Raw genomic sequence first — 20,343 nt, 5'->3', positions numbered from 1 at the left:
ACAGGGCTCAGCGTTCGGTGGCCCCGCGGGGTCCGGGCGTCGTGCGGCGCAGGGCCACGAAGTCGCGGTCGAGCGCCGACCAGCGCTCGATGGCGGTCCAGCCCGCCGCGCGGGCGTGGCGCAGCAGGGCCGGGGTGCCCACCCGGGCCCAGGGGAAGTCCGCGCCGACGCCACCGCGTCCGTTGTCCACCCGTACCCGCACCCGTTCGTCGATGTCCTCCGGCGCCACTTCCACCAGCAGCAGTCCGTCCGGGGCGAGCACCTGGCCGACCCGGGTGAGCAGGGCCCGCGGATCGCCGCCGATGCCGATGTTGCCGTCGATCAGCAGCGCCGTACCCCAGCGCCCCTCACCCGGCATCGGCTCGAACACCGAGCGGCACAGCGCCGGGCCGCCCGCCCCGACCGTGCGGGCGACCGCCGCGCGGCTCACATCGATGCCCAGGCACGGACGGCCGAGCACGGCCAGCGCGACCACCAGCCGTCCGGGGCCGCAGCCGATGTCGAGGACGGGGCCCCGGCACCGCTTCAGCACGGTGCGGTCGGCGGCGTCGGCGTCCGCGCACCAGCGCTCGACCTCCAGCGGCAGCAGCAACCCGTCGGCACGGCGCAGGAACAGCGGCCCGCGTCCGGCGCGCAGCGCTCGCGTATAGGGGTCGGCACGCCAGGAGGTGGGGTTTCCCCGGCCGTTGGAGCCGGTGAGCCGCTCGCGCAGCGAGGTGTCCGTCGCCGGCCCGTTCCGTATGGACCCGGCCGCGGTCATCGGGTGGCCGCCCGTGCCGACAGCCGGGCGAGGGTGCGGGCGAACCGGCCGCCCGGGGCGGCGGCCGCCACCTCCAGGGCGTCGCTCGCCGTGTCGACGTCGCGCAGCGTCGGCAGATCGCGCACCCGCAGCCCGGCATCGGTGAGCCGACGCCGCTGTACGGCACCGGTGGTGGCGGTGGACATCGGCACTCCGCGCAGCAGCCCGGGATCCGGTTCGGCCAGCCCCAGGGCCCAGAAGCCGCCGTCGGCGGCCGGGCCGAACCACGCGTCGCAGCCGGTCCAGCCGCCGGCGTCCAGGACCGGGGCGAGGAGGGCGGGGGTGATCTGGGGGGTGTCCATGCCGATCAGCAGGGTGGGCCCCCGGCAGCCCTCGAACGCGCCCGCCAGCCGCTCGTCGAGACCGCCGCCGCACTGCGGCACCACCTCGATGCCCGGCGGCAGCCAGCTCCCCGGACGGCCGTCGAGCGCCAGCACCCTGCGCCGCGCGGGCATATCGGCCACGGTCCGCAGGGTGTCGGCGAGCGCGGCCTCGGCGAGTGCGGCGGCCTCCGCCGGGGTGTACGGGGGAGTGAGCCGGGTCTTCACCCGGCCCGCCACCGGCTCCTTGGCGATGACGAGCAGGGTGATCCCCCCTCCCGCCTCGTTCCGCGCGGGGCTCACCGGGCGGTCCTCGCCGGGCCGTTCACCCTGGCGACGGGCGCCGACGACCGGTCGTGGAGCACCGCCCGCATGTCCCGCACCGCGTGCCAGGTGCCCCGCCAGGTGCCGGTGACCTTCGACCTCCCCGCGCGCGGCAGATACGGCACATCGCGCTCCTCGATCCGCCACCCCGCGTCGGACGCCCGCACCACCATTTGCAGCGGATAGCCGCTGCGCCGGTCGGTGAGGCCGAGGTCCAGCAGCGGTTCGCGCCGCGCGGCCCGCAGCGGGCCGAGGTCGTGCAGCGCGAGGCCGGTCCGGCGGCGCAGCATCCGGGCGAGGGCGAGGTTGCCGAGCCGGGCGTGCACCGGCCAGGCGCCCGGCCCTTGGGGACGGCGGCGTCCGAGCACCAGGTCCGCACCGCCCTCGGCGAGGGTGGTGACGAAGCCGGTCAGCAGCCCGGGGTCGAGCGTGGCGTCACAGTCGCAGAAGCAGACGAACTCCGCCTCGGCGGCGAGCAGTCCGGCGTGGCAGGCCGATCCGAAACCACGGCGGGGTTCGTACACGACGGTCGCGCCGTGAGCGCGGGCGACGGCGGCCGAGCCGTCGGTGGAGCCGTTGTCGACGACGATGGCGCGCCAGCCGTCGGGGATACGTGCCAGCACCCAGGGCAGGGCGGCGGCCTCGTCCAGGCACGGCAGGACAACATCGGCACGGGGGACGTCGGCTCGGGGAGGGATCGCAGGTCTCACGCGCTCCACACTACGAAGAACAAAGCGGCATTTCGGACTTCGCGTCCTTACAAAACGCGGACGTCGCCCCGCCCCCGCCCGCCCCGGGGTGGGCCCGGGTCCGGCCTGGTGCGAGGGTGTGGGCATGCAGCAGACCCCCAACCCCGGCCGGGTTCTCGTGGTGGACGACGACCCGACCGTCGCCGAGGTCGTCGCCGGATACCTGGACCGCGCCGGCTATGACGTCGACCGGGCCGCCGACGGCCCCGAGGCGCTCGCCCGCGCCGCCGCCCGCTGGCCCGACCTGGTCGTCCTCGATCTGATGCTGCCGGGCATGGACGGACTCCAGGTGTGCCGCACGCTCCGCGACAAGGGGCCGGTGCCGGTCATCATGCTCACCGCGCGCGGCGACGAGGACGACCGGATCCTCGGCCTGGAGATCGGCGCGGACGACTATGTGACCAAGCCGTTCAGCCCGCGCGAACTGGTGCTGCGTGTGGAGTCCGTACTCCGCCGCAGCCGCACCGGCCCGCGCGCGGTCCCCCTCGGCGGGGCGCCCGACGGCGCGGGTGGCGGTCCCGCGCGGCCGGACGGGGTGCTCCGGCACGCCGGGATCACCCTCGACCCCGCCGCCCGCCGGGCCACCCGGGACGGCCGTGAACTCGCCCTCACCCTGCGCGAGTTCGACCTGCTCGCCCACCTGCTGCGGAACCCCGGTGTGGCGTGCACCCGCGAGGAGCTGATGCGGGACGTCTGGGGCTGGGACTTCGGTGATCTGTCCACCGTCACCGTCCATGTGCGGCGGCTGCGGGGCAAGATCGAGGTCGATCCGGGCGCGCCGCGTCTCATCCAGACGGTCTGGGGCGTCGGCTACCGCTTCGACGCCCCGTCCGAGACCGCGCGGCACGAGGGCTGATCACCATGCATGACGTGCTGCTGATAGCCCTGTTCGCGTTCCTCGGCGCTGCGGCGGCCGGTCTGCTGGGCGCGCTGGCGCTGCGGCTGCTGCGCGGACGGTCCGTCGCCGTGTCCCTCGCCGTCGTCGCCGCCGTCACGGTGACGGCCATGCTCGCGGGCACCCTCGCCGTCGCGTGGGCCATGTTCCTGTCCCCGCACGACCTGACGGTCGTCACCACCGTCTGCGCCATGGCCGCCGTGGTGTCGATGGCCACCGCGCTGCTGCTGGGCCGCTGGGTCGTGGCGCGGAGCAACGCGCTGACGCAGGCCGCCCGCTCCTTCGGCGACGGCGGCGACTTCGCCGCCCCCGACGGCCAGGCCACCGCCGAACTCGCCGCCCTCAGCCGCGCACTGGCCGACACCAGCGAAAAACTGGCCGCTTCGCGGACACGTGAACGGGCCCTGGAGTCCTCGCGCCGTGAGCTCGTCGCCTGGATCTCCCACGATCTGCGCACCCCGCTGGCCGGGCTGCGGGCGATGTCCGAGGCACTGGAGGACGGGGTGGTCCCCGACCCGGAGCGCTATCTGCGCCAGATCCGCACCGAGGTGGAACGGCTCAACGGCATGGTCGGCGACCTCTTCGAACTCTCCCGCATCCACGCCGGTGCGCTGTCCCTCAGCCTCACCCGGATCTCCGTCCACGACCTGGTCGGCGACGCCCTCGCGGGCGCCGATCCACTGGCCCGGGAACTGGGCGTACGGCTGATCGGCGATCCCGTCGACGCCGTTCCCATCGAGGCCGACGGCAAGGAGATGACCCGCGTCCTGGGCAACCTCCTGATCAACGCCATCCGCCGCACCCCGGCCGACGGTACGGTCGCGGTCGCCGCCCGGCGGGAGGCGGAGCATGTCGTGCTGTCGGTCACGGACGGCTGCGGCGGCATCCCCGAGGAGGACCTCCCGCGCGTCTTCGACACCGGCTGGCGCGGCAGCCACGCCCGTACCCCACCGGCAGGCGCGGGCCTGGGCCTCGCCATCGTCCGCGGCATCGTCGAAGCCCATGAGGGCCATGCGGCGGTTCACAACGTCGACGGAGGCTGCCGCTTCGAGGTCCGTCTCCCGGCGGCGCGCGGGTAGCCGGGACGGCGTCCGGCCCGGGGGTGGTGGGCGACGGCCGGTCCGGGGGTGGTGGGCGACGGCCGGTCCGGGGTGGTGGGCGACGGCCGCGCCGCTCCCGTACGCCCCGCCGGGTCTCGACGCCGACGGGGGCGCACAGCGCATCGGTGTGGCACCGAGGCCGCGGGCACACGGCCCGTACGGCAGCGCCATCGCGCACCGGCCCCCGAGGGGCGGGCGACCGGGTCGCTTCCGCGTCCTGAGGGCGGCCGGCCCTCGCCGGCACGACGGGGCGGACTCCGCCACCGCGGGGCCCGGCCGTGGCCCGCACGGCGGCGAGCCGGGGTGCCGGGCGTCGGGAGCAGGGCGGCCCCTTTGACGACGGACCCCTACGGGACCGGGTCGGGCCGGAGCCCGGCCGCGCGCTGCGGGGCGCGGGCGAACTCGGTCATGCCCTCCGCGAACGGCACCGTCGCCCGCCACCCCAGCCGCTCCCGGATCCGCCGCGACGAGGCGGTGATGTGGCGGACGTCCCCCAGCCGGTAGTCGCCGGTGACCACCGGCGCGGGGCCGCCGTGGGCCTCCGCCAGGGCCGCGGCCATCTCGCCCACCGTGTGCGGCTCGTCGCTGCCCGTGTTATACGCGGTCAGCGCACCCACGGGCGCCGCGTCCGCCCCGTCCGCCGCCGCCTCCAGCGCGGCGACATTGGCTTCGGCCACATCGCGCACGTGGATGAAGTCCCGGCGCTGTCCGCCGTCCTCGAAGACGGTCGGCGCCTCCCCGCGCGCGAGCGCGGAGCGGAAGAAGGAGGCGACACCCGCGTAGGGGGTGTCGCGCGGCATCCCCGGCCCGTAGACGTTGTGGTAGCGCAGGGACACCGCGCGGCCGCCCACCGACCGTGCCCACGCCGCCGCCAGGTGTTCCTGGGCCAGCTTCGTCGTGGCGTACACGTTTCGCGGATCGGCCGGGGCGTCCTCGCCGACCAGACCCGCCGCCAATGGGGTGCCGCACTCCGGGCAGGGCGGTTCGAAGCGCCCCGCCCGGAGATCGGCCTCCGCGCGCGGTCCGGGGCGCACCCATCCGTGGCGGGGGCAGTCGTAGCGCCCCTCCCCGTACACCACCATCGACCCGGCGAGCACCAGCGTCCGCACCCCGCGCTCGGCCATCGCCGCCAGCAGGACGGCCGTACCCAGGTCATTGCAGCCGACGTAGTCCGGCGCGTCCGCGAAGTCCTTGCCGAGGCCGACCATCGCCGCCTGGTGGCAGACCGCGTCCACCCCGCGCAGCGCCGCGGCCACCGCCCCGCGGTCCCGTACGTCGGCGTGGATCCACCGGGCATCGGGCAGCGGCGGCGGTGCCGGGTGGGCGGCCGGGAGCAGGGCGTCGAGGACGACCGGCTCATGGCCGTGGGCGGTGAGAGCGGTGACGATGTGCGAGCCGATGAAGCCCGCGCCTCCGGTGACCAGTACGCGCATGGTGGCGACGCTAGGCCCGGGAGGACCGCGCGGCCCGCGTACGCGCCGTGCCGTCACCGGTCCGTAAGGACTCCCGCGGACCCGCGTCTCGCGTCCGGGCCCCGTCCGTGATGCGACCCCGCCACTCCTGCGGGATCCTGTGATGACCAGCGTTGAGAGGCAACGATGCCGATGCGCACCACAGGTCTGACATCCCGCACGCTGACCGCCCTCCGCGCCAAGAGGCCCTATCCGGCGGTCACCATCACCCTCCCGACCCACCGCCGCGAAACCCACAACGCACAGGATTCGGTGCGGCTGCGCAACCTCGTCGCCGAGGCCAAACGACGACTGGAGGCGGCTCCCGACGTCCCGCGCGGGGCCCGTTTCGACATCAGCGGGCAGCTCGACCGCGCGGTGGCCGACGCGGACCTCCGCTACGCCCTGGACTCGCTGGTGATCTTCGCGGCGAAGGGCGAGTACGAGGTCTGGTCACTGCCGAGAACGGCGCCCGAGCGCGTCGTGTTCAGCGACACCTTCCTCACCCGCAATCTGGTCGCGGCGCGCGAGCGGAGCCGCCCGTACTGGGTGCTGGCCGTCGCCTCGGACCGCACCGTGCTGTGGGGCGGCTCCAACGGCTCGCTCCAGCAGGTGCGCGCGGCCGGATTCCCGATGGAGCCCGAGCCGGGCGACAACGAGGACGTGGAGCGCGAGGAGCGGATCGGCAACGCGCCCGGCATCTACGACGACGAGCGCACCCGGCAGTATCTGCGGCAGGTCGACACCGGGCTGGACTCCCTGCTCGCGACCGATCCCCGCCCGCTCTATCTGGTCGGGCTCGCGCCCGCGCTGAGCCTGCTGGACGAGGTGGGCTCGGCGGCGAAGGCCGCCGTGAGCCGGGTGCCCAAGGGCGGACTGGCCGGTGGCCCCGCCAGGGCGCTGGCCGAGGCGCTGCGCCCGGCGCTGGGCGAGCAGGCGGCCCGCCACGCCGAGCGGGTCATCCAGCGCACCGAGCAGGCCCAGGGGCGGCGTGCCTTCGCCGCCGGCCTCGAGGAGATGTGGCAGGTGGTTCGGGAGGGCCGGATCGATCTGCTGGTCGTCGAGGAGAACTACCAGCAGCCGGTGCGGGTCACCGACGAGCATCTGGTGCCGGTCGACGCGGCCGAGATGAGCGCCGCCGAGCACGGCCCGGCGGTCCAGGAGGACATCGTGGACGAGATCATCGAGGCCGCGCTGGATACCGGCAGCGAGGTCGCCTTCGTCCCGGACGGGGCCCTGTCCGGATACGACCGCATCGCGGCGGTCCTCCGCTTCTGAGCGGTCAGCGGGTCCCCCGAAGTCTGCCTTCACGTCGATTTCCGGCCATCCAACGCCCCGCTATGCCCAGGTTCGCCATGGTATGGCCATCACTTCGTCTCGCATTTTCGGTCACACAACACACACAACAGGGACCCTCCAGCGTTGCCTTCCACTGTCAGCGTGGCGGCCACTCACGTCTTCCGGACGTCGCTCCGAACGCCACGAATGCCACGCACACCACCCGCACGCAACCGAGGAACTGAGAGCAGCATGACGGCCACCACCGCGCGAGCAGCGCAGCGTCCCCGCAGCCTCAATGACGTCAAGGGGTGGTTCCCCAGCCTTGACCAAGTGCTCTTCGACCGCTTCCTGACCCGCCAGGAGCGCCACGAGCAGCACGGGGACCTCCTGGAGATGGGCGCCTACATGGGCAAGAGCGCCATCTTCACCGCCGCCTATCTGGGCGATGACGAGTGCTTCACGGTCTGCGACCTCTTCGACGCCGACGCGCCGGACGAGCGGAACGCGGCGGAGGCCCGTAAGTCGTACGCCACCCTCACCCGCACCGCCTTCGAGCAGAACTACCTGGCCTTCCACGACGAGCTGCCCCGTGTCATCCAGGGGCCGACCTCCGTGGTGCCGCGCCATGTCGGCCCGGACAGCTGCCGCTTTGTGCACGTCGACGCCTCACATCTGTACGAGCATGTGGTGGGCGACATCGACACCGCGCACAGCGCGCTGGCCCCCGGCGGCCTGGTCGTCCTCGACGACTTCCGCTCCGAACACACCCCGGGCGTCGCCGCCGCGGCCTGGGAGGCGGTGTTCACCCGGGGGCTGCGGCCGGTGTGCCTCAGCACCCAGAAGCTCTACGGCACCTGGGGCGACCCCGGGCCGTTGCAGGACGAGTTGCTCGCGGACGAGGAGTGGCGGTCGACGATGCACACGAGCGTGCAGGAGATCGCGGGGCGGCGGGTGCTGCGGTTCTCGGGCAAGCCCCCGAACCCGGCCGCGCCGCGCTCCCGCTACGCCGATGTGCCCCGGGAGTCCTCCGTGGGCTCTTCCGGCTCCGTGCCGGCACCGGCCCGCCCCGCGCCCTCCCCGGTCCGCCGGCTCGCCGCCGATGTGCTGCCGCCGGTGGTCACCCGCGCGATCCGCCGCAGGCGCCGCACCACCTGAGCGCCGACGCCGGTCGCGTCGACCATCCGTCGCCGCGGCGGTCAGCGCCGCCGCAGCGCCGGGTGGTCCGCCACCACCGTGCAGGACCCCGGGGCGACCTCGGTGAAGCCCGCGTCCCGCACCACCGGCAGTCCGCTCGCCGTCAGCTCCGCCCACCGCTCGGGCGAGGGGGTACGCACCGCCAGCGGAAAGCCCGCCGCGCGCCAGGCCGCCCGCGCCGGGCCCGTCAGCTGCCACCAGGCGAGCTGTGCGCCGTGCCCGGCCTGGGCCATTGCCTTGCCCGCCGACATGTCGATATGCGGGTTCATCCACAACACCGGCCCGGCCGGGTCGGGCACGGCCGGTGGTTCCGGGTCGTCCAGTTCGGTGCCGGACACCTGGAGCTTGACCAGCTCCTTCGGCCAGCCGTCCAGCGGCACCGGCGGAAACACCCGTACCTCGGCCGCCGGAGGGGCGCCCCCGCCGTCCTCCCCGCCGTCGTGGGTGCGTCCACCGTGTCCCGTGAGCGTGATGCCCGGCAGCGTCCCGGCGCGCCGCCACTCCGCGCCGCGCGCCCGTCGTACGACCTTGCGGATCCGGGCGTCCTGCCAGGCCCGTACGGCCTCGGCCCACTCGCCGTCCGCCGCGGTCGCCCGCTCGTCCGACAGCAGCACCAGCACGGCGCGGGCCGCCGTCTCCAGGGCGTCGGTAAGGGCCGGGGGCGCGGCCTTCTCGATCCGGACCACCAGGGGCAGGACGAACTGCGGCGCGGCGTCCCGGTCGGTCTCCGCGGGACGGAACGGGCTGGTGCGCGGGCCGGCCTCGGAGCGGATCGCGGAGTGGGTTTCGGAGCTGGTCACGCGCCCCAGTCTGCCAGCAGGGCGCCGGTCCGGGGCCGGGCCGGATATTGCTGAAGAATCGGTAACCCCGGAATTATGTGGACATGCAGAGTGATCTCTTCTCCCCCGAGTACATGGCCCAGTTCGCCACCGCGCCGGGGATGACCCTTCAGAACGCAAAGTCGATCAAGTACGCGGTCAACGGCGAGTGTTACGCCCGCCAGGGCGCCATGGTCGCCTTCCGCGGCAACCTCGCCTTCGAGAAACACGGCCAGGGCGTCGGCACGTTCCTCAAGCGCGCGGTCACCGGTGAGGGCCTGGCCCTCATGGTCGTCCGCGGTCACGGCGAGGCGTGGTTCGCCCATGAGGCGGCCAACTGCTTTCTGGTGGACCTCGCCCCGGGCGACAGCATCACCATCAACGGACGCAACGTCCTGTGCTTCGACTCCTCCCTCGCCTACAAGATCGAGATGATGAAGGGCGCGGGGATGACGGGCGGCGGTCTGTTCAACACCGTCTTCAGCGGCAGCGGACGGCTCGGCCTGATATGCGAGGGCAACCCCATCGTCATCCCGGTCACCCCGACCGACCCCGTGTGCGTGGACACCGACGCCGTCGTCGGCTGGAGCACCGCCCTGCGCACCTCGCTGCACCGCTCGCAGAGCATCGGCTCGATGCTGCGCGGAGGTTCGGGCGAGGCCGTCCAACTCCGGCTGGACGGGGAGGGGTTCGTGATCGTGCGCCCGAGTGAGGCCAAGCCGGAGAAGAACGGCGGCAATTGACCCGTGACGGCGGCCGATCCGCCGGTTGCCTATGCTCAACCGCCATGAGACTGCGAGGAGTCGGCCGCCGCTACGGTCTGCGCGGGCCCTGGGTGCTGCGCGGCGTCGACCTCGAGCTGCCGCCGGGCTCGCTGACCCGGGTGGAGGGCACCAACGGCAGCGGGAAGTCCACCCTGCTGCGGCTGCTCGCCGGGATCGACGCACCGAGCACCGGCAGCATCACCGGCCGCCTGCGCACCGCGTACGTTCCCGAGCGGTTCCCGGCCGAACTCCCTTTCTCCGCCCGCGGCTATCTCACCCATCTCGGCCGGATCCACGGGCTGGGGCGGGCGGCGGCGGAGCGTGGGGCGGGGGAGTGGCTGGAACGGTTCGGCGCGGCCGAACACGCCGACACCCCGCTCGCCGAACTGTCCAAGGGCACCAGCCAGAAGGTGGCCGTCGCACAGGCGTTGCTCGGCGCCCCCGGGCTGCTGGTCCTCGACGAGGCGTGGACCGGCCTCGACCAGGCCGCGCGCACCGTACTGGACGCGGCCGTCGCCGAGCGGGTCGCCGACGGCGGCGCGGTGGTCTTCGTCGACCACGACACCCGGCGGCTGTCCGGTGCCGCCGACGCGGTGTTCCGCGTCGCCGACGCCCGGCTGACCCCATGCGACGCCGAACTGCGGCCCGCCGCACCGGCTTCGGCCGCCCCCAGCGCACCGTCGGCGCAGAGCGAGCGACGCCCGGGCGCCGCGGAGAACCGTCCGCCGGTGGCGGGGCCGCGCGAGCACGTACCGCACGCGCCGCGAACGGCCCCGACGGGCGATGCGGGCCCGCGGGTGGCGGTCGTCGCCGAGGGCCCGGCGGACGCCGACCTGCCGCCGGACCTGCCCGGCGCGCCGCACCGCGAGCCCGGTCCGCCAGGGTGTGCCGACGGACAGATGACGCGGCGAACCGCATCGCCCGGGAGCCCGGGCGAGGTGCCTGGCCGGGAGCCCACCAAACCGGTGGACATCGCCTCGGTGGGCGCCGCGCCGCACGGCGATGGGCACCCGCGGGCCGGGGAAGCCGCCGGCCGGGCACCGCTTGCCGGCGGCTCCGCGCGGCGCACCGTACGGCTGAGCGTCGGCGCGGCCCACTCCGACGCACTGCTGCGGGCCCTGCTCACCGCCCGGCCACCGTGGCACATCCGCTCCGTGGCGGAGGTGCCGCACACGCGGTCCGGGGCACCGACGACGAGGCCGGAGGTCTCATGACCGCACTGCTGCGCTACCAGGCCGCCCTGCTGGCCCGCTCACAGCGCTGGCTGCCGCCGGTGCTGCTCTACGCCGCGTTCATGGTCATCACGGTGCAGGCCGGGGATCCGATCCTCGACTCCTTCGGCTATGCCGCCGCCGCGCTGCTCCCCGTGGCGGCCTGGCTCGTGAGGGTGTGTGCCACCACCGAGCCCGCCGCGGCACGCAACTGCGCGGCCGCGGCGGCAGGACCTGGCCGGGTGCATCTGGCCTATGTGCTCACGGCGCTCGGCGCTGCGCTCGCGCTGGGCACCGTCGGGACCCTGTACGTCGCCCTCATCAGCGACCCGCGCACCGCGGATCACCAGATCGGGATCCCGGTGGTGAAGGCGACCGCCGCGGGGTTGCTCGCCGCGTTCGCCTGCGCGCTGCTCGGCACGGCGGTCGGCGCGCTGTGCAACCGGCCGCTGCTGCGCAGCCCCGGCTGGGCCATCTGCTCCACCGCGGTCACCGCGCTGCTGGTGCTGGTGGCCGGCGCCTCGCCCGCGAATGCCGCGGTGTCGGGGCTGGTTGCGGGGTCGCACAGCGGCGCCGTACCGCTGCCCCTGCTGCCGCTGGCCGTGACCGGCGCGGCCGCCGCCGGGGCGACCGCGCTGGCCTGCGTTCTCAGCTCGCGACGGACGTGAGGGACGTCAGCGGGCGGGGGCGGGACCCTCGGGACCCTAGTGCTGCCAGGGCCCCGTCACGGCGAAGGTGGTCCCCGGGGTGTAGCAGTTGACGTACATCGTCCGGCGGTCCGGGGCGAAGGTGACGCCCGCGAACTCACCCCACTCCGGCTCCTCCGGGGTGCCGATGTTCTGCCGTCCACGGGCCATCGGATAGACCTCGCCGCTCCGGGTCAGCCCGAAGACGTGCTGGGCGCCCGCGCCGTCCTCGCAGACCATCAGGCCGCCGCTGGGTGCCAGCGTGATGTTGTCCGGGGACTCGCCGGGCAGTTGGAGGTCGGTGTCCGGGCCGAAGACGATCACCAGGGTGAGCCGCCGCCGCTGCGGGTCGTAGCGCCAGATCTGGCCGTAGTGGTCGGCCGCCGAACCGTCCGCGCTCTTGGCGAAGCTGGAGACGAAGTAGACCGACGACCCGCCCCAGTAGCAGCCCTCCAGCTTCTGGGCGTGGGTGATGCCGCCGGAGCCGAAGTCCTGGAAGCGGATGGGGGTTTCCTTGGCGAGCGGATCGGGCACCGTCACCCACTCGATGTGGTCGAAGGTGGTGCCGGTCTCCTGGACCGTCGACAGGTCGCGTACCCCCGGCACCCGCATCGCCTGGAGCTCTCCGCCCGCGCGCAGCGAACCGGTGCCGCCGAGCGGCTTCTTCGGCCGGAACCGGTAGAACAGCCCGAACGGCTTCTCGAAGGCGTCCTCGGTCTCGTAGACGATGCCGTTGCGCGGATCGACCGCGATGGCCTCGTGCTGGAAGCGGCCCATGGCGGTGAGCGGCACGGCGCCGGTGCGGCGCGGGTCGTAGGGGTCGACCTCGAAGATGAAGCCGTGGTCCTTGGTGTAGCCGTGGGTCCCGGCCCGGTCCTCGGTCTCCTCGCAGGTCAGCCAGGTGTGCCAGGGGGTGGGCCCGCCCGCGCAGTTGACCGCGGTGCCCGCGATGGCGACGCGTTCGGACAGGACGTGGTTGCGGGAGTCGAGCTCCAGGGCGGTACAGCCGCCCAGACCCGCCGGGTCGTAGGTGAGGCCCTGGACGGTGGGGACGCGGATCGCCGCGTCCACGCGGTTCTCATGGTTGCGGACCAGGTGGGTGCGGCTGTGCTTGCCGCTGGAGCGGCCGGGGAAGGCGGCCATGCCGTCGCAGTGGCTGGGGACCTTGCCCTCTCCGGAGCGCAGTTCGTCGCCCTCCCGGGACAGCACCCGGTAGCGGAACCCCTCGGGGAGGTCGAGGAGGCCGTCGGGGTCGGGGACGAGCGGGCCGTAGCCACCGCCCGCGGTCCCGCCGGCGGAATCGGACCCGGCGGCCGCGGCCGTACCGGCGAAGAGCTCCGGGATGCTTCCGGTGAAGGCGATGGAGGCGCCCAGCGCACCGGTGCGTCCCAGGACCTGACGTCGTGTCGCTGACATGCGATAACTCCCTGCTGGCGGACAGGAAATATGACCGCACGTGTGTATCACGCGCCCCGCGCGCGCGGGAACCATCTGATCCGTGTCGGTTGCGCGCGCCGCCCCGATGCCACCCGTACCGGGGATCCCGGCGGCTCAGTGCCCGCTGTGCCCCTCGGCGAGACCCTTCGCGTCCCGGGCCAGCGCCGTGAGCCGGGATATCGCCCGGAAGTACTTCTTCCGGTAGCCGCCGCGCAGCATCTCCTCGCTGAACAGCTGGTCGAACGGGACACCGGACGCCAGCACCGGCACCTCGCGGTCGTAGAGCCGGTCCGCCAGCACCACCAGCCGCAGTGCGGTCGACTGGTCCGGCACCGGGCCGACCCCGGTCAGACACACGGCCTGGACGCCGTCGCACATCGCGCCGTAGCGGCTCGGGTGCACCCGGGACAGATGCTCCAGCAGGGAGGGGAAGTCGTCGAGCGAGGCACCGGGGGTGCGGTATGCCGCACGGGTGACCGTGTCGTCGGAGTGCGGGGCGGGGGCCTCGGGCAGTCCGCGGTGCCGGTAGTCCTCGCCGTCGATGCGCAGGGTGCGGAACCGGGCGGACAGCCCCTGTATCTCCCGCAGGAAGTCGGCGGCGGCGAACCGGCCCTCGCCCAGCTTGCCGGGGAGCGTGTTGGAGGTCGCGGCCAGCGCCACACCCGCCTCGACCAGCTTGCCGAGGAGCGTGGAGACCAGCACGGTGTCGCCGGGGTCGTCCAGCTCGAACTCGTCGATGCACAGCAGCCGGTGGCCGCTCAGGGTCTGCACGGTCTGCTGGAAGCCGAGCGCGCCGACGAGGTTCGTCAGCTCCACGAAGGTGCCGAACGCTTTGAGCTCGGGGGCGGCCGGGGTCGCGTGCCAGAGGGAGGCCAGCAGATGGGTCTTGCCGACGCCGTACCCGCCGTCCAGATACATCCCGCGCGGGCCGCTCGGGGTGGTGGGCCGGGACTCCCGCCGGAACCAGTGTCTGCGCCGGCCGTCCTTCGCGCTCGCCCCGCCGAGCCCCTCGGCGAACCCGCTGAGCGTCTTGACGGCCTCGGCCTGGCTGGGCTGATCGCGGTCCGGTATGTAGTTGTCGAAGCTGACCGTGGCGAAGCGGGGCGGCGGCACCATCTCGGAGACCAGGCGCTCGGCCGGAACGTGCGGAGCGCGGGCGGTGAGGGCGACCGGGGCTTCGGCGGCTATCGGGCCTGCCGAGCCGGAAGTGGTGGTTGGTGCAGACACGGAAGTCCAGGGTAGTCGCTTTTCATGGAGCCTCTGTCCGAGAGGGAGGCATGTCACACTGCGCCGTATGCGACGCCTGTTCCCGTTGTCCACCGAGCCCACCACCGGATCCGCCGCGCCCCGCGGCCCCGAGGACCGTGAATGGGGGCTGGACGAGCTGGCCGACGCCTATGCCTACCCGGACCGGCCGCCGGGCCCCACGGGCGCCTTTCTGCGGGCCAACATGGTCTCCTCGCTGGACGGCGCCGCCCATCACGACGGCCGTTCGCAGCCGCTGTCCTCCGCGGCCGATATGCGCATCTTCGGGGTGCTGCGCGGGCTCGCCGACGCCGTGGTCGTCGGCGCGGAGACCGTGCGCCGGGAGGGATACCGCCCGGCGCGGGCCCGGGAGGCGTTCGCCGAGCGGCGGGCGGCGCTCGGGCAGGCCCCCGCGCCCGCCATCGCCGTGGTCAGCGCGAGCCTGGACCTCGACTTCTCGATGCCGCTGTTCACCGAGCCGGTGGTGCCGACGCTGGTGGTCACCGGCGGCCGGGCGCCCGAGGAGCGGCTGGCCGCGGCCCGCGCGGCCGGAGCCGAGGTGGTGCTCGCCGGAGACCGGGAGTCGGGGCGGGTGGACGCCGCGGCGATCGTGGCCGCCCTCGCCGAGCGCGGCCACACCCGGCTGCTGTCGGAGGGCGGCCCCAGGCTGCTGGGGCTGTTCACGGCAGCCGGGGTACTCGACGAGCTGTGTCTGTCGGTGGCGCCCATGCTGGCCGGGGGGGATGCGGCGCGCATCGTCAACGGTCCCGCTCTGGTGGAACCGGAACGATTCGCTCTCGCGTCCGTCCTGGAGGAAGCCGGTTTCCTTTTCACCCGCTACCGTCGGATTTACCAATAATGTTGCAGTAAACGCGTAAACGGACTGGATTCCTGGATTCCGGCTATTGGATCCGTGAATGGAGAAGGGCGCCTGCCGTGTTCACGAGCATTTTGATGATCGAGAAGCCCCTGACCCCTGCCGACGTGGAGTTCGTCACCACCCTGCACGGCGACGATCCGGTCTCCTTCATCGTGCTGATGCAGCCCCGGGGCAGTAAGGACCGGCTGCTGCGGGCCATTGACGACATCGCGCTGGGCGAGCTGGAGCAGGCCGCCCAGGAGCGTGAGGAACCGGAGGGCAGCGAGGCGCTGGAGCCCGCCGAGCGCGCCCTCACCCACTCGGTGGCGGCCCTGGAGAAGGCCGGATGCCAGGCCAGAGGCCATGTCGTCCAGCGCCGCCCGCTGGACGTGCTGCGCGGCGTCGTCGAGGAGACCGGCGCCGACGAGGTGATCGTGCTCACCGCTCCGCACTTCGTGGAGGAGTTCTTCCACCGCGACTGGGCCTCCCGCGCCCGCCACACGGTGGGCGTCCCCGTGCTCAAGCTGTTCTCCCACGCCGTCGACGAGGGGCAGCCGACGGGAGGCTGAGCCGGGCGGTCTCGGCCATGGGCGGGGCCGGGCGGCGCGGGGTGCGAGAATCGGGCCGACAGCTCGAACTGCGAACCAGGGAGACCCGTACATGGCACCGGCCGGCACCGCCTCCGACGCGCTGGATCGACCGCACTTCATCGGCATCGGCGGCGCCGGGATGTCGGGCGTCGCCAAGGTGCTCGCCCAGCGCGGCGTACAGGTCGCGGGCAGTGACACCAAGGACTCCCCGACCGTCGCCGCGCTGCGCGAGGCGGGCGCCACCGTGCACCTCGGCCACGCCGCCGAGCACATCGCCCCCGACGCCACCAGCGTCGTGATCTCCAGCGCCATCCGCCCCGACAACCTGGAACTGGTCACCGCCATCGAGCGCGGCATCCCGGTGGTGCACCGCTCCGACGCGCTCGCCGCGCTGATGGACGGCGCCCGGCCGATCGCGGTGGCGGGCACCCACGGCAAGACCACCACGACCTCGATGCTCGCGGTCTCCCTCGGCAGCCTCGGTCTCGACCCGACCTACGTCATCGGCGGCGACCTGGACGCGCCCGGTTCCAGCGCCCGCCACGGCAGCGGCGAGATCTTCGTCGCCGAGGCCGACGAGAGCGACCGCAGCTTCCACAAGTACGCCCCCGAGGTCGCCATCGTCCTCAATGTGGAGCTCGACCACCACGCCAACTACGCCTCGATGGACGAGATCTACGAGTCCTTCGAGACCTTCGTGGGCCGGGTCCGGCCGGGCGGCGCGCTCGTCATCTCCGCCGACCACGACGGCGCCCGTGAACTGACCTCCCGGGTGAAGGGCCGCGAGGGGCTGCGGGTCCTGACCTACGGCGAGGACGAGAGCGCGGACGTCCGCGTGCTGGACATCGTTCCGCACGGTCTGACCAGCCAGGTCACCGTGCGGCTCGCCGAGGTCCTGGGCGGTGCGGAGATCACCTTCGCCGTCTCCGTCCCCGGCCGCCACTACGCGCTCAACGCGGTGGCCGCCCTCACCGCGGGCGCCGCCCTGGGCGTCCCCGCCGCCGACCTCGCCCCCGCGCTCGCCGTGTACACCGGCGTCAAGCGGCGGCTCCAGCTCAAGGGCACCGCGGCCGGAGTGCAGGTCATCGACTCCTACGCGCACCACCCCACCGAGATCGCCGCCGACTTGGAGGCGATCCGGGGCGGCGCCGGTGAGGGGCGGGTCCTGGTGGTCTTCCAGCCGCACCTGTTCAGCCGTACGCAGGAGCTGGGCACCGAGATGGGCGAGGCCCTGACACTCGCCGACGCGTCCGTCGTCATGGACATCTACCCCGCCCGCGAGGACCCGGTCCCGGGCATCACCAGCGCCCTGGTGATCGACGCCGCCGCGCGCCGGGGCGCCGATGTGACCGCCGAGCACGACCGGGCCGCGGTGCCCGGGCTGATCGCCGGAATGGCCAAGCCCGGTGACCTTGTTCTCACCATGGGCGCGGGCGATGTCACCGACCTCGGTCCGGAGATCCTCGCCCGTCTGGAGAGCTCGGAGAGCCCGGAGAGCCCGAGCCGCGAGAGCTGAGGAGGTCCGTCGATGGGGTACGAGATCGACAAGCCGGAGGAGCAGTGGCGCGCGGAGCTGAGCCCGGAGGAGTACCAGGTCCTGCGCGAGGCCGGTACCGAGCGCGCCTTCACCGGTGAGTACACCGACACCAAGACGACCGGCGTCTACTCCTGCCGGGCGTGCGATGCCGAGCTGTTCCGCTCCGACACCAAGTTCGAGAGCCACTGCGGCTGGCCGTCCTTCTACGACCCGGCGGACTCCTCCGCCGTCGAGCTGATCGAGGACCGCTCCCACGGCATGGTCCGCACCGAGGTGCGCTGTGCCCGGTGCGGTTCCCACCTGGGGCATGTCTTCGCGGGTGAGGGCTACCCGACCCCGACCGACCAGCGGTACTGCATCAACTCCATCTCGCTGCGGCTGACGCCCCGGGAGAGCTGACGCCGTGGGCCGGGTGGTCCCGGACGGTTGACAAGGGGGTGGCGCGATCGGTGCGGCCGGGCCGACGATGGCCCGATGCTGAGTACGCTCATCGCCTTCCTGGGCGCCTGCACACTGATCGCCGCCGCACCCGGCCCGAGTACCGTCCTGATCATCCGGCATTCGCTCGCAGGCAAGCGGGCGGGCCTGATGACGGTCCTCGGCAATGAGACGGGGATCTTCATCTGGGGCCTGGTCGCCGCCTTCGGGCTGACCGGGCTGCTCGCCGCCTCCGAAGTGGCGTACAACGTCATGCGGATCACCGGCGCGGTGGTGCTGGTGGGCTTCGGCGTCCAGACGCTCCGCTCGGCCCGGCGCGCCAAGCGGGAGGGCGGGGGAGAGGAGCCGGGAACGGAGGCCGAGGAGGCCGTGGATCCCGCGCCGCGGGCACCCGGCTCCGGCCGGCGCTCGTACCGCGCGGGCCTGGTGATGAACCTGGCCAACCCCAAGGCGGCCGTCTTCGCGCTCTCCTTCCTGCCGCAGTTCGTGCCGTCCGGCGCGCCGAAGCTGCCCACGATGGTGGTGCTGGCGGCGGTGTGGGCGGTCTACGAGATCGGCTACTACTCGCTGTACGTCTGGTGCGTGAGCCGGATGAAGGGCCTGCTGAGCCGGGCCGTGGTGCGCCGCCGGATGGAGCAGGTCTCCGGCGGGGTGCTGGTGGCCCTGGGCGTACGCATGGCGGTGGAGGGCTGAGCCCTCGGGCCGAACGGCTTCGGGTTCGGCCCGGGGCGTCAGCCCGTCCCGTGGCGCAGGACGGCGGCCGACTCGGGCGGCAGCCGCAGGACGCCCTCCGCGCCCGGGAGCTCGACCGGTCGCCAGGCGGCCACCACCTCGGTGACCGCACCGGGCCCGGTCCCGAGCGGGATCCCGGCCGGGCGGTCCTGTGGATTGACGAGAACGTAAAGCGGGCCGCGCCGGAAGCCGAACCAGCCGTCGTCCGCCGCGGTCGGCACCCCGCCGGACGGCTCGGACGCCGGCCAGCCCGGATCGGTGAGCGCCGGCTCCGCGCGGCGCAGCGCGATCAGCCGCCGGTGCCAGTCGAGGAGTTCCGTATGCGGCTCCCGCTCCGGCTCCGACCAGTCGAGGCAGGACCGCAGCCGGGTGGCCGGATCCTGTGGATCGGGAATATCCGTCTCGGCCCAGCCGTGGGCGGCGAACTCACGGCGGCGTCCCCGCCGTACCGCCTCGGCCAGCTCCGGGTCCTGATGGCCGGTGAAGTACTGCCACGGCGTACCGGCGCCCCACTCCTCGCCCATGAACAGCATCGGTGTGAAGGGCGAGCACAGCACGAGGGCCGCCGCGCAGGCCAGCAGACCGGGGGACAGGGTGGCGGAGAGCCGGTCGCCGATCGCGCGATTGCCGATCTGGTCATGGGTCTGGGCATAGCCGAGCAGCCGGTGGGCGGGGGTGGTGAGGGTGTTCAGCGGGCTGCCGTACGCCCGGCCCCGGAAGGCCGAGTGGGTGCCGTCGTGGAAGAAGCCACCGGTCAGCGTTTTGGCCAGGGCACCGGCGCCCGCGGCGGCGAAGTCGGCGTAGTAGCCCTGACGCTCACCGGTGAGCAGGGTGTGCAGAGCGTGATGGAAGTCGTCGTTCCACTGCGCGTGCAGACCGTGGCCGCCGGACTCGCGCGGTGCCGTGGTGCGCGGATCGTTCAGATCGGACTCACCGATGAGGAACAGGGGGCGGCCGGTCCGGGCGGTCAGCGCGTCCACGGCCGCGGACAGTTCGGCGAGGAAGTGGCGCGCCCGGGTGTCGTGCAGCGCGTGTACGGCGTCCAGCCGCAGCCCGTCGAGCCGGAAGTCGCGCAGCCAGGCGAGCGCGCTGCCGATGAAGTACGCGCGGACCTCGTCGGAGCCGGGGGCGTCGAGGTTGACCGCGGCGCCCCAGGGGGTGTGGTGGGTGTCGGTGAAGTACGGGCCGTAGGCGGGGAGATGGTTGCCGGAGGGCCCCAGGTGGTTGTGGACCACGTCGAGCACCACACCGAGGCCGTGGCCATGGGCCGTGTCGACGAAGCGGGCCAGGCCCTCCGGGCCGCCGTACGGCTCGTGCACGGCCCAGGGGGCCACACCGTCGTACCCCCAGCCGTGCGTCCCGGGGAACGGACAGACCGGCATCAGCTGCACATGGCTGATGCCCAACGCGGCCAGATGCGGCAGCCGTTCGGCCGCCGCGTCGAAGGTGCCCGCGCGGGTGAAGGTGCCGATGTGCAGTTCGTAGAGGACCGCGCCCGGCAGCGGCCGCCCGAACCACTCCCGCTGCCAGGGGAAGCGGGAGTGGTCCACCACGGCGCTGAGGCCCTCGGGGCCGTCAGGCTGGCGGCGGGACCGCGGATCGGGCAGCGGCGGGCCGTCGTCGAGCGCGAAGCCGTAGGCCGTCCCGTGCCCGGCCCTGGCCTCGGCCCGCCACCACCCCTCCCGGGCGGGATCGCGCTGCATGGGACGCGTCACGCCCTCCACATGGAGCCCGACCCGCCCGGCGTGCGGCGCCCATACCTCGAAAAGCACCGGTGTCTCCTCATCTCGTGGCCGCTGACCTCGCGGCCTCGCCCGGGGTTCCGACCATGCTGGAGGACGCGGTGCCGGGTGCGCAGCAGGACAACACCGGTCAACCGGCAGGACCGGCCAACCGGGTCAGCCCGTCCGGTC

Annotated in this window: 19 protein-coding genes and 1 pseudogene; 12 read left to right on the top strand and 8 right to left on the bottom strand. The window is 73.7% G+C overall.

Features of this window, described 5'->3' with window-relative positions; genetic code table 11:
- Positions 1–7 precede the first annotated feature (7 nt).
- Genes JK363_RS25580 through JK363_RS25570 form a run of 3 tightly spaced genes read right to left on the bottom strand, consistent with a single transcriptional unit; the run spans position 8 to position 2,153 of the window.
- Positions 8–760 carry a methyltransferase domain-containing protein gene (locus JK363_RS25580; RefSeq protein WP_201877599.1) on the bottom strand — a complete coding sequence of 251 codons (753 nt, stop codon included), beginning with the start codon at positions 758–760 and terminating at the stop codon, positions 8–10.
- Positions 757–1,422, bottom strand: a complete 666-nt coding sequence (locus JK363_RS25575) for a TIGR04282 family arsenosugar biosynthesis glycosyltransferase (RefSeq protein WP_307821865.1) — start codon at positions 1,420–1,422, stop codon at positions 757–759. The genes JK363_RS25580 and JK363_RS25575 overlap by 4 nt, the downstream gene beginning before the upstream one ends.
- Positions 1,419–2,153, bottom strand: a complete 735-nt coding sequence (locus tag JK363_RS25570; RefSeq protein WP_307821864.1) for a glycosyltransferase family 2 protein — start codon at positions 2,151–2,153, stop codon at positions 1,419–1,421. Before JK363_RS25570 ends, JK363_RS25575 begins: the two co-directional genes overlap by 4 nt.
- A gap of 124 nt (positions 2,154–2,277) precedes the next feature.
- On the opposite strand from JK363_RS25570, the gene JK363_RS25565 reads away from it, so the two are divergent.
- The gene (locus tag JK363_RS25565; RefSeq protein ID WP_201877597.1) at positions 2,278–3,048 is read left to right on the top strand and encodes a response regulator transcription factor; all 771 of its coding nucleotides are present in this window, start codon (positions 2,278–2,280) and stop codon (positions 3,046–3,048) included.
- Between the two features lie 5 nt (positions 3,049–3,053).
- Positions 3,054–4,166 carry a sensor histidine kinase gene (locus JK363_RS25560; RefSeq protein WP_201877596.1) on the top strand — a complete coding sequence of 371 codons (1,113 nt, stop codon included), beginning with the start codon at positions 3,054–3,056 and terminating at the stop codon, positions 4,164–4,166.
- Between the two features lie 368 nt (positions 4,167–4,534).
- On the opposite strand, the gene JK363_RS25555 is transcribed toward JK363_RS25560, so the two are convergent.
- Entirely contained in the window at positions 4,535–5,620 is a 1,086-nt protein-coding gene (locus JK363_RS25555) for an NAD-dependent epimerase/dehydratase family protein (protein WP_201877595.1), read from the bottom strand.
- Between the two features lie 171 nt (positions 5,621–5,791).
- On the opposite strand from JK363_RS25555, the gene JK363_RS25550 reads away from it, so the two are divergent.
- Together JK363_RS25550 and JK363_RS25545 are read left to right on the top strand one after the other, a co-directional pair.
- Positions 5,792–6,916, top strand: a complete 1,125-nt coding sequence (locus JK363_RS25550) for a baeRF3 domain-containing protein (RefSeq protein WP_201877594.1) — start codon at positions 5,792–5,794, stop codon at positions 6,914–6,916.
- Positions 6,917–7,168: 252 nt separating this feature from the next.
- Positions 7,169–8,074, top strand: a complete 906-nt coding sequence (locus JK363_RS25545) for a class I SAM-dependent methyltransferase (protein WP_201877593.1) — start codon at positions 7,169–7,171, stop codon at positions 8,072–8,074.
- A gap of 41 nt (positions 8,075–8,115) precedes the next feature.
- Here JK363_RS25545 and JK363_RS25540 read toward each other — a convergent pair whose 3' ends face one another.
- Positions 8,116–8,913, bottom strand: coding sequence for a peptidyl-tRNA hydrolase (locus JK363_RS25540; protein ID WP_201877590.1), 798 nt, complete (start codon positions 8,911–8,913; stop codon positions 8,116–8,118).
- Positions 8,914–8,996: 83 nt separating this feature from the next.
- Between JK363_RS25540 and JK363_RS25535 the strand changes: the two genes are divergently transcribed.
- From JK363_RS25535 to JK363_RS25525, 3 genes and pseudogenes are all read left to right on the top strand, one after another.
- Positions 8,997–9,674, top strand: coding sequence for an AIM24 family protein (locus tag JK363_RS25535; protein WP_201877588.1), 678 nt, complete (start codon positions 8,997–8,999; stop codon positions 9,672–9,674).
- A 44-nt stretch (positions 9,675–9,718) separates the two neighbouring features.
- A pseudogene (locus tag JK363_RS42730) lies at positions 9,719–10,543 on the top strand (ABC transporter ATP-binding protein); the annotation flags it as partial.
- Positions 10,544–10,905: 362 nt separating this feature from the next.
- The gene (locus JK363_RS25525; protein WP_201877584.1) at positions 10,906–11,574 is read left to right on the top strand and encodes an ABC transporter; all 669 of its coding nucleotides are present in this window, start codon (positions 10,906–10,908) and stop codon (positions 11,572–11,574) included.
- A gap of 36 nt (positions 11,575–11,610) precedes the next feature.
- On the opposite strand, the gene JK363_RS25520 is transcribed toward JK363_RS25525, so the two are convergent.
- Complete coding sequence (locus JK363_RS25520) at positions 11,611–13,008, bottom strand: alkaline phosphatase PhoX (RefSeq protein WP_201877582.1); 1,398 nt, start codon at positions 13,006–13,008, stop codon at positions 11,611–11,613.
- A gap of 135 nt (positions 13,009–13,143) precedes the next feature.
- Positions 13,144–14,256 carry a cell division protein ZapE gene (gene zapE, locus JK363_RS25515; RefSeq protein ID WP_201877580.1) on the bottom strand — a complete coding sequence of 371 codons (1,113 nt, stop codon included), beginning with the start codon at positions 14,254–14,256 and terminating at the stop codon, positions 13,144–13,146.
- 67 nt (positions 14,257–14,323) lie between these two features.
- On the opposite strand from zapE, the gene JK363_RS25510 reads away from it, so the two are divergent.
- The 5 genes from JK363_RS25510 to JK363_RS25490 all read left to right on the top strand — a co-directional run bounded on the left by JK363_RS25510 (position 14,324) and on the right by JK363_RS25490 (position 18,391).
- On the top strand, positions 14,324–15,133 hold the full coding sequence (locus tag JK363_RS25510; protein WP_201877579.1) for a pyrimidine reductase family protein: 810 nt from the start codon (positions 14,324–14,326) through the stop codon (positions 15,131–15,133).
- Positions 15,134–15,228: 95 nt separating this feature from the next.
- On the top strand, positions 15,229–15,702 hold the full coding sequence (locus JK363_RS25505; protein WP_201877578.1) for an indole-3-glycerol phosphate synthase: 474 nt from the start codon (positions 15,229–15,231) through the stop codon (positions 15,700–15,702).
- A gap of 91 nt (positions 15,703–15,793) precedes the next feature.
- The gene (murC, locus tag JK363_RS25500; RefSeq protein WP_201877577.1) at positions 15,794–17,239 is read left to right on the top strand and encodes a UDP-N-acetylmuramate--L-alanine ligase; all 1,446 of its coding nucleotides are present in this window, start codon (positions 15,794–15,796) and stop codon (positions 17,237–17,239) included.
- Positions 17,240–17,251: 12 nt separating this feature from the next.
- On the top strand, positions 17,252–17,659 hold the full coding sequence (gene msrB / locus JK363_RS25495; RefSeq protein WP_201877576.1) for a peptide-methionine (R)-S-oxide reductase MsrB: 408 nt from the start codon (positions 17,252–17,254) through the stop codon (positions 17,657–17,659).
- 75 nt (positions 17,660–17,734) lie between these two features.
- On the top strand, positions 17,735–18,391 hold the full coding sequence (locus tag JK363_RS25490; RefSeq protein WP_201877575.1) for a LysE family translocator: 657 nt from the start codon (positions 17,735–17,737) through the stop codon (positions 18,389–18,391).
- Between the two features lie 38 nt (positions 18,392–18,429).
- Here JK363_RS25490 and treZ read toward each other — a convergent pair whose 3' ends face one another.
- Positions 18,430–20,202 (bottom strand): malto-oligosyltrehalose trehalohydrolase, encoded by a 1,773-nt coding sequence (treZ, locus tag JK363_RS25485; protein WP_201877574.1) that lies wholly within the window; start codon positions 20,200–20,202, stop codon positions 18,430–18,432.
- Positions 20,203–20,343 lie beyond the last annotated feature (141 nt).

Source organism: Streptomyces coffeae, assembly GCF_016741875.1.
Classification (GTDB): Bacteria; Actinomycetota; Actinomycetes; order Streptomycetales; family Streptomycetaceae; genus Streptomyces; species Streptomyces coffeae.
The sequence above is the reverse complement of the archived record's forward strand: the minus strand, read 5'-3'. Positions and strand labels throughout refer to the sequence as shown.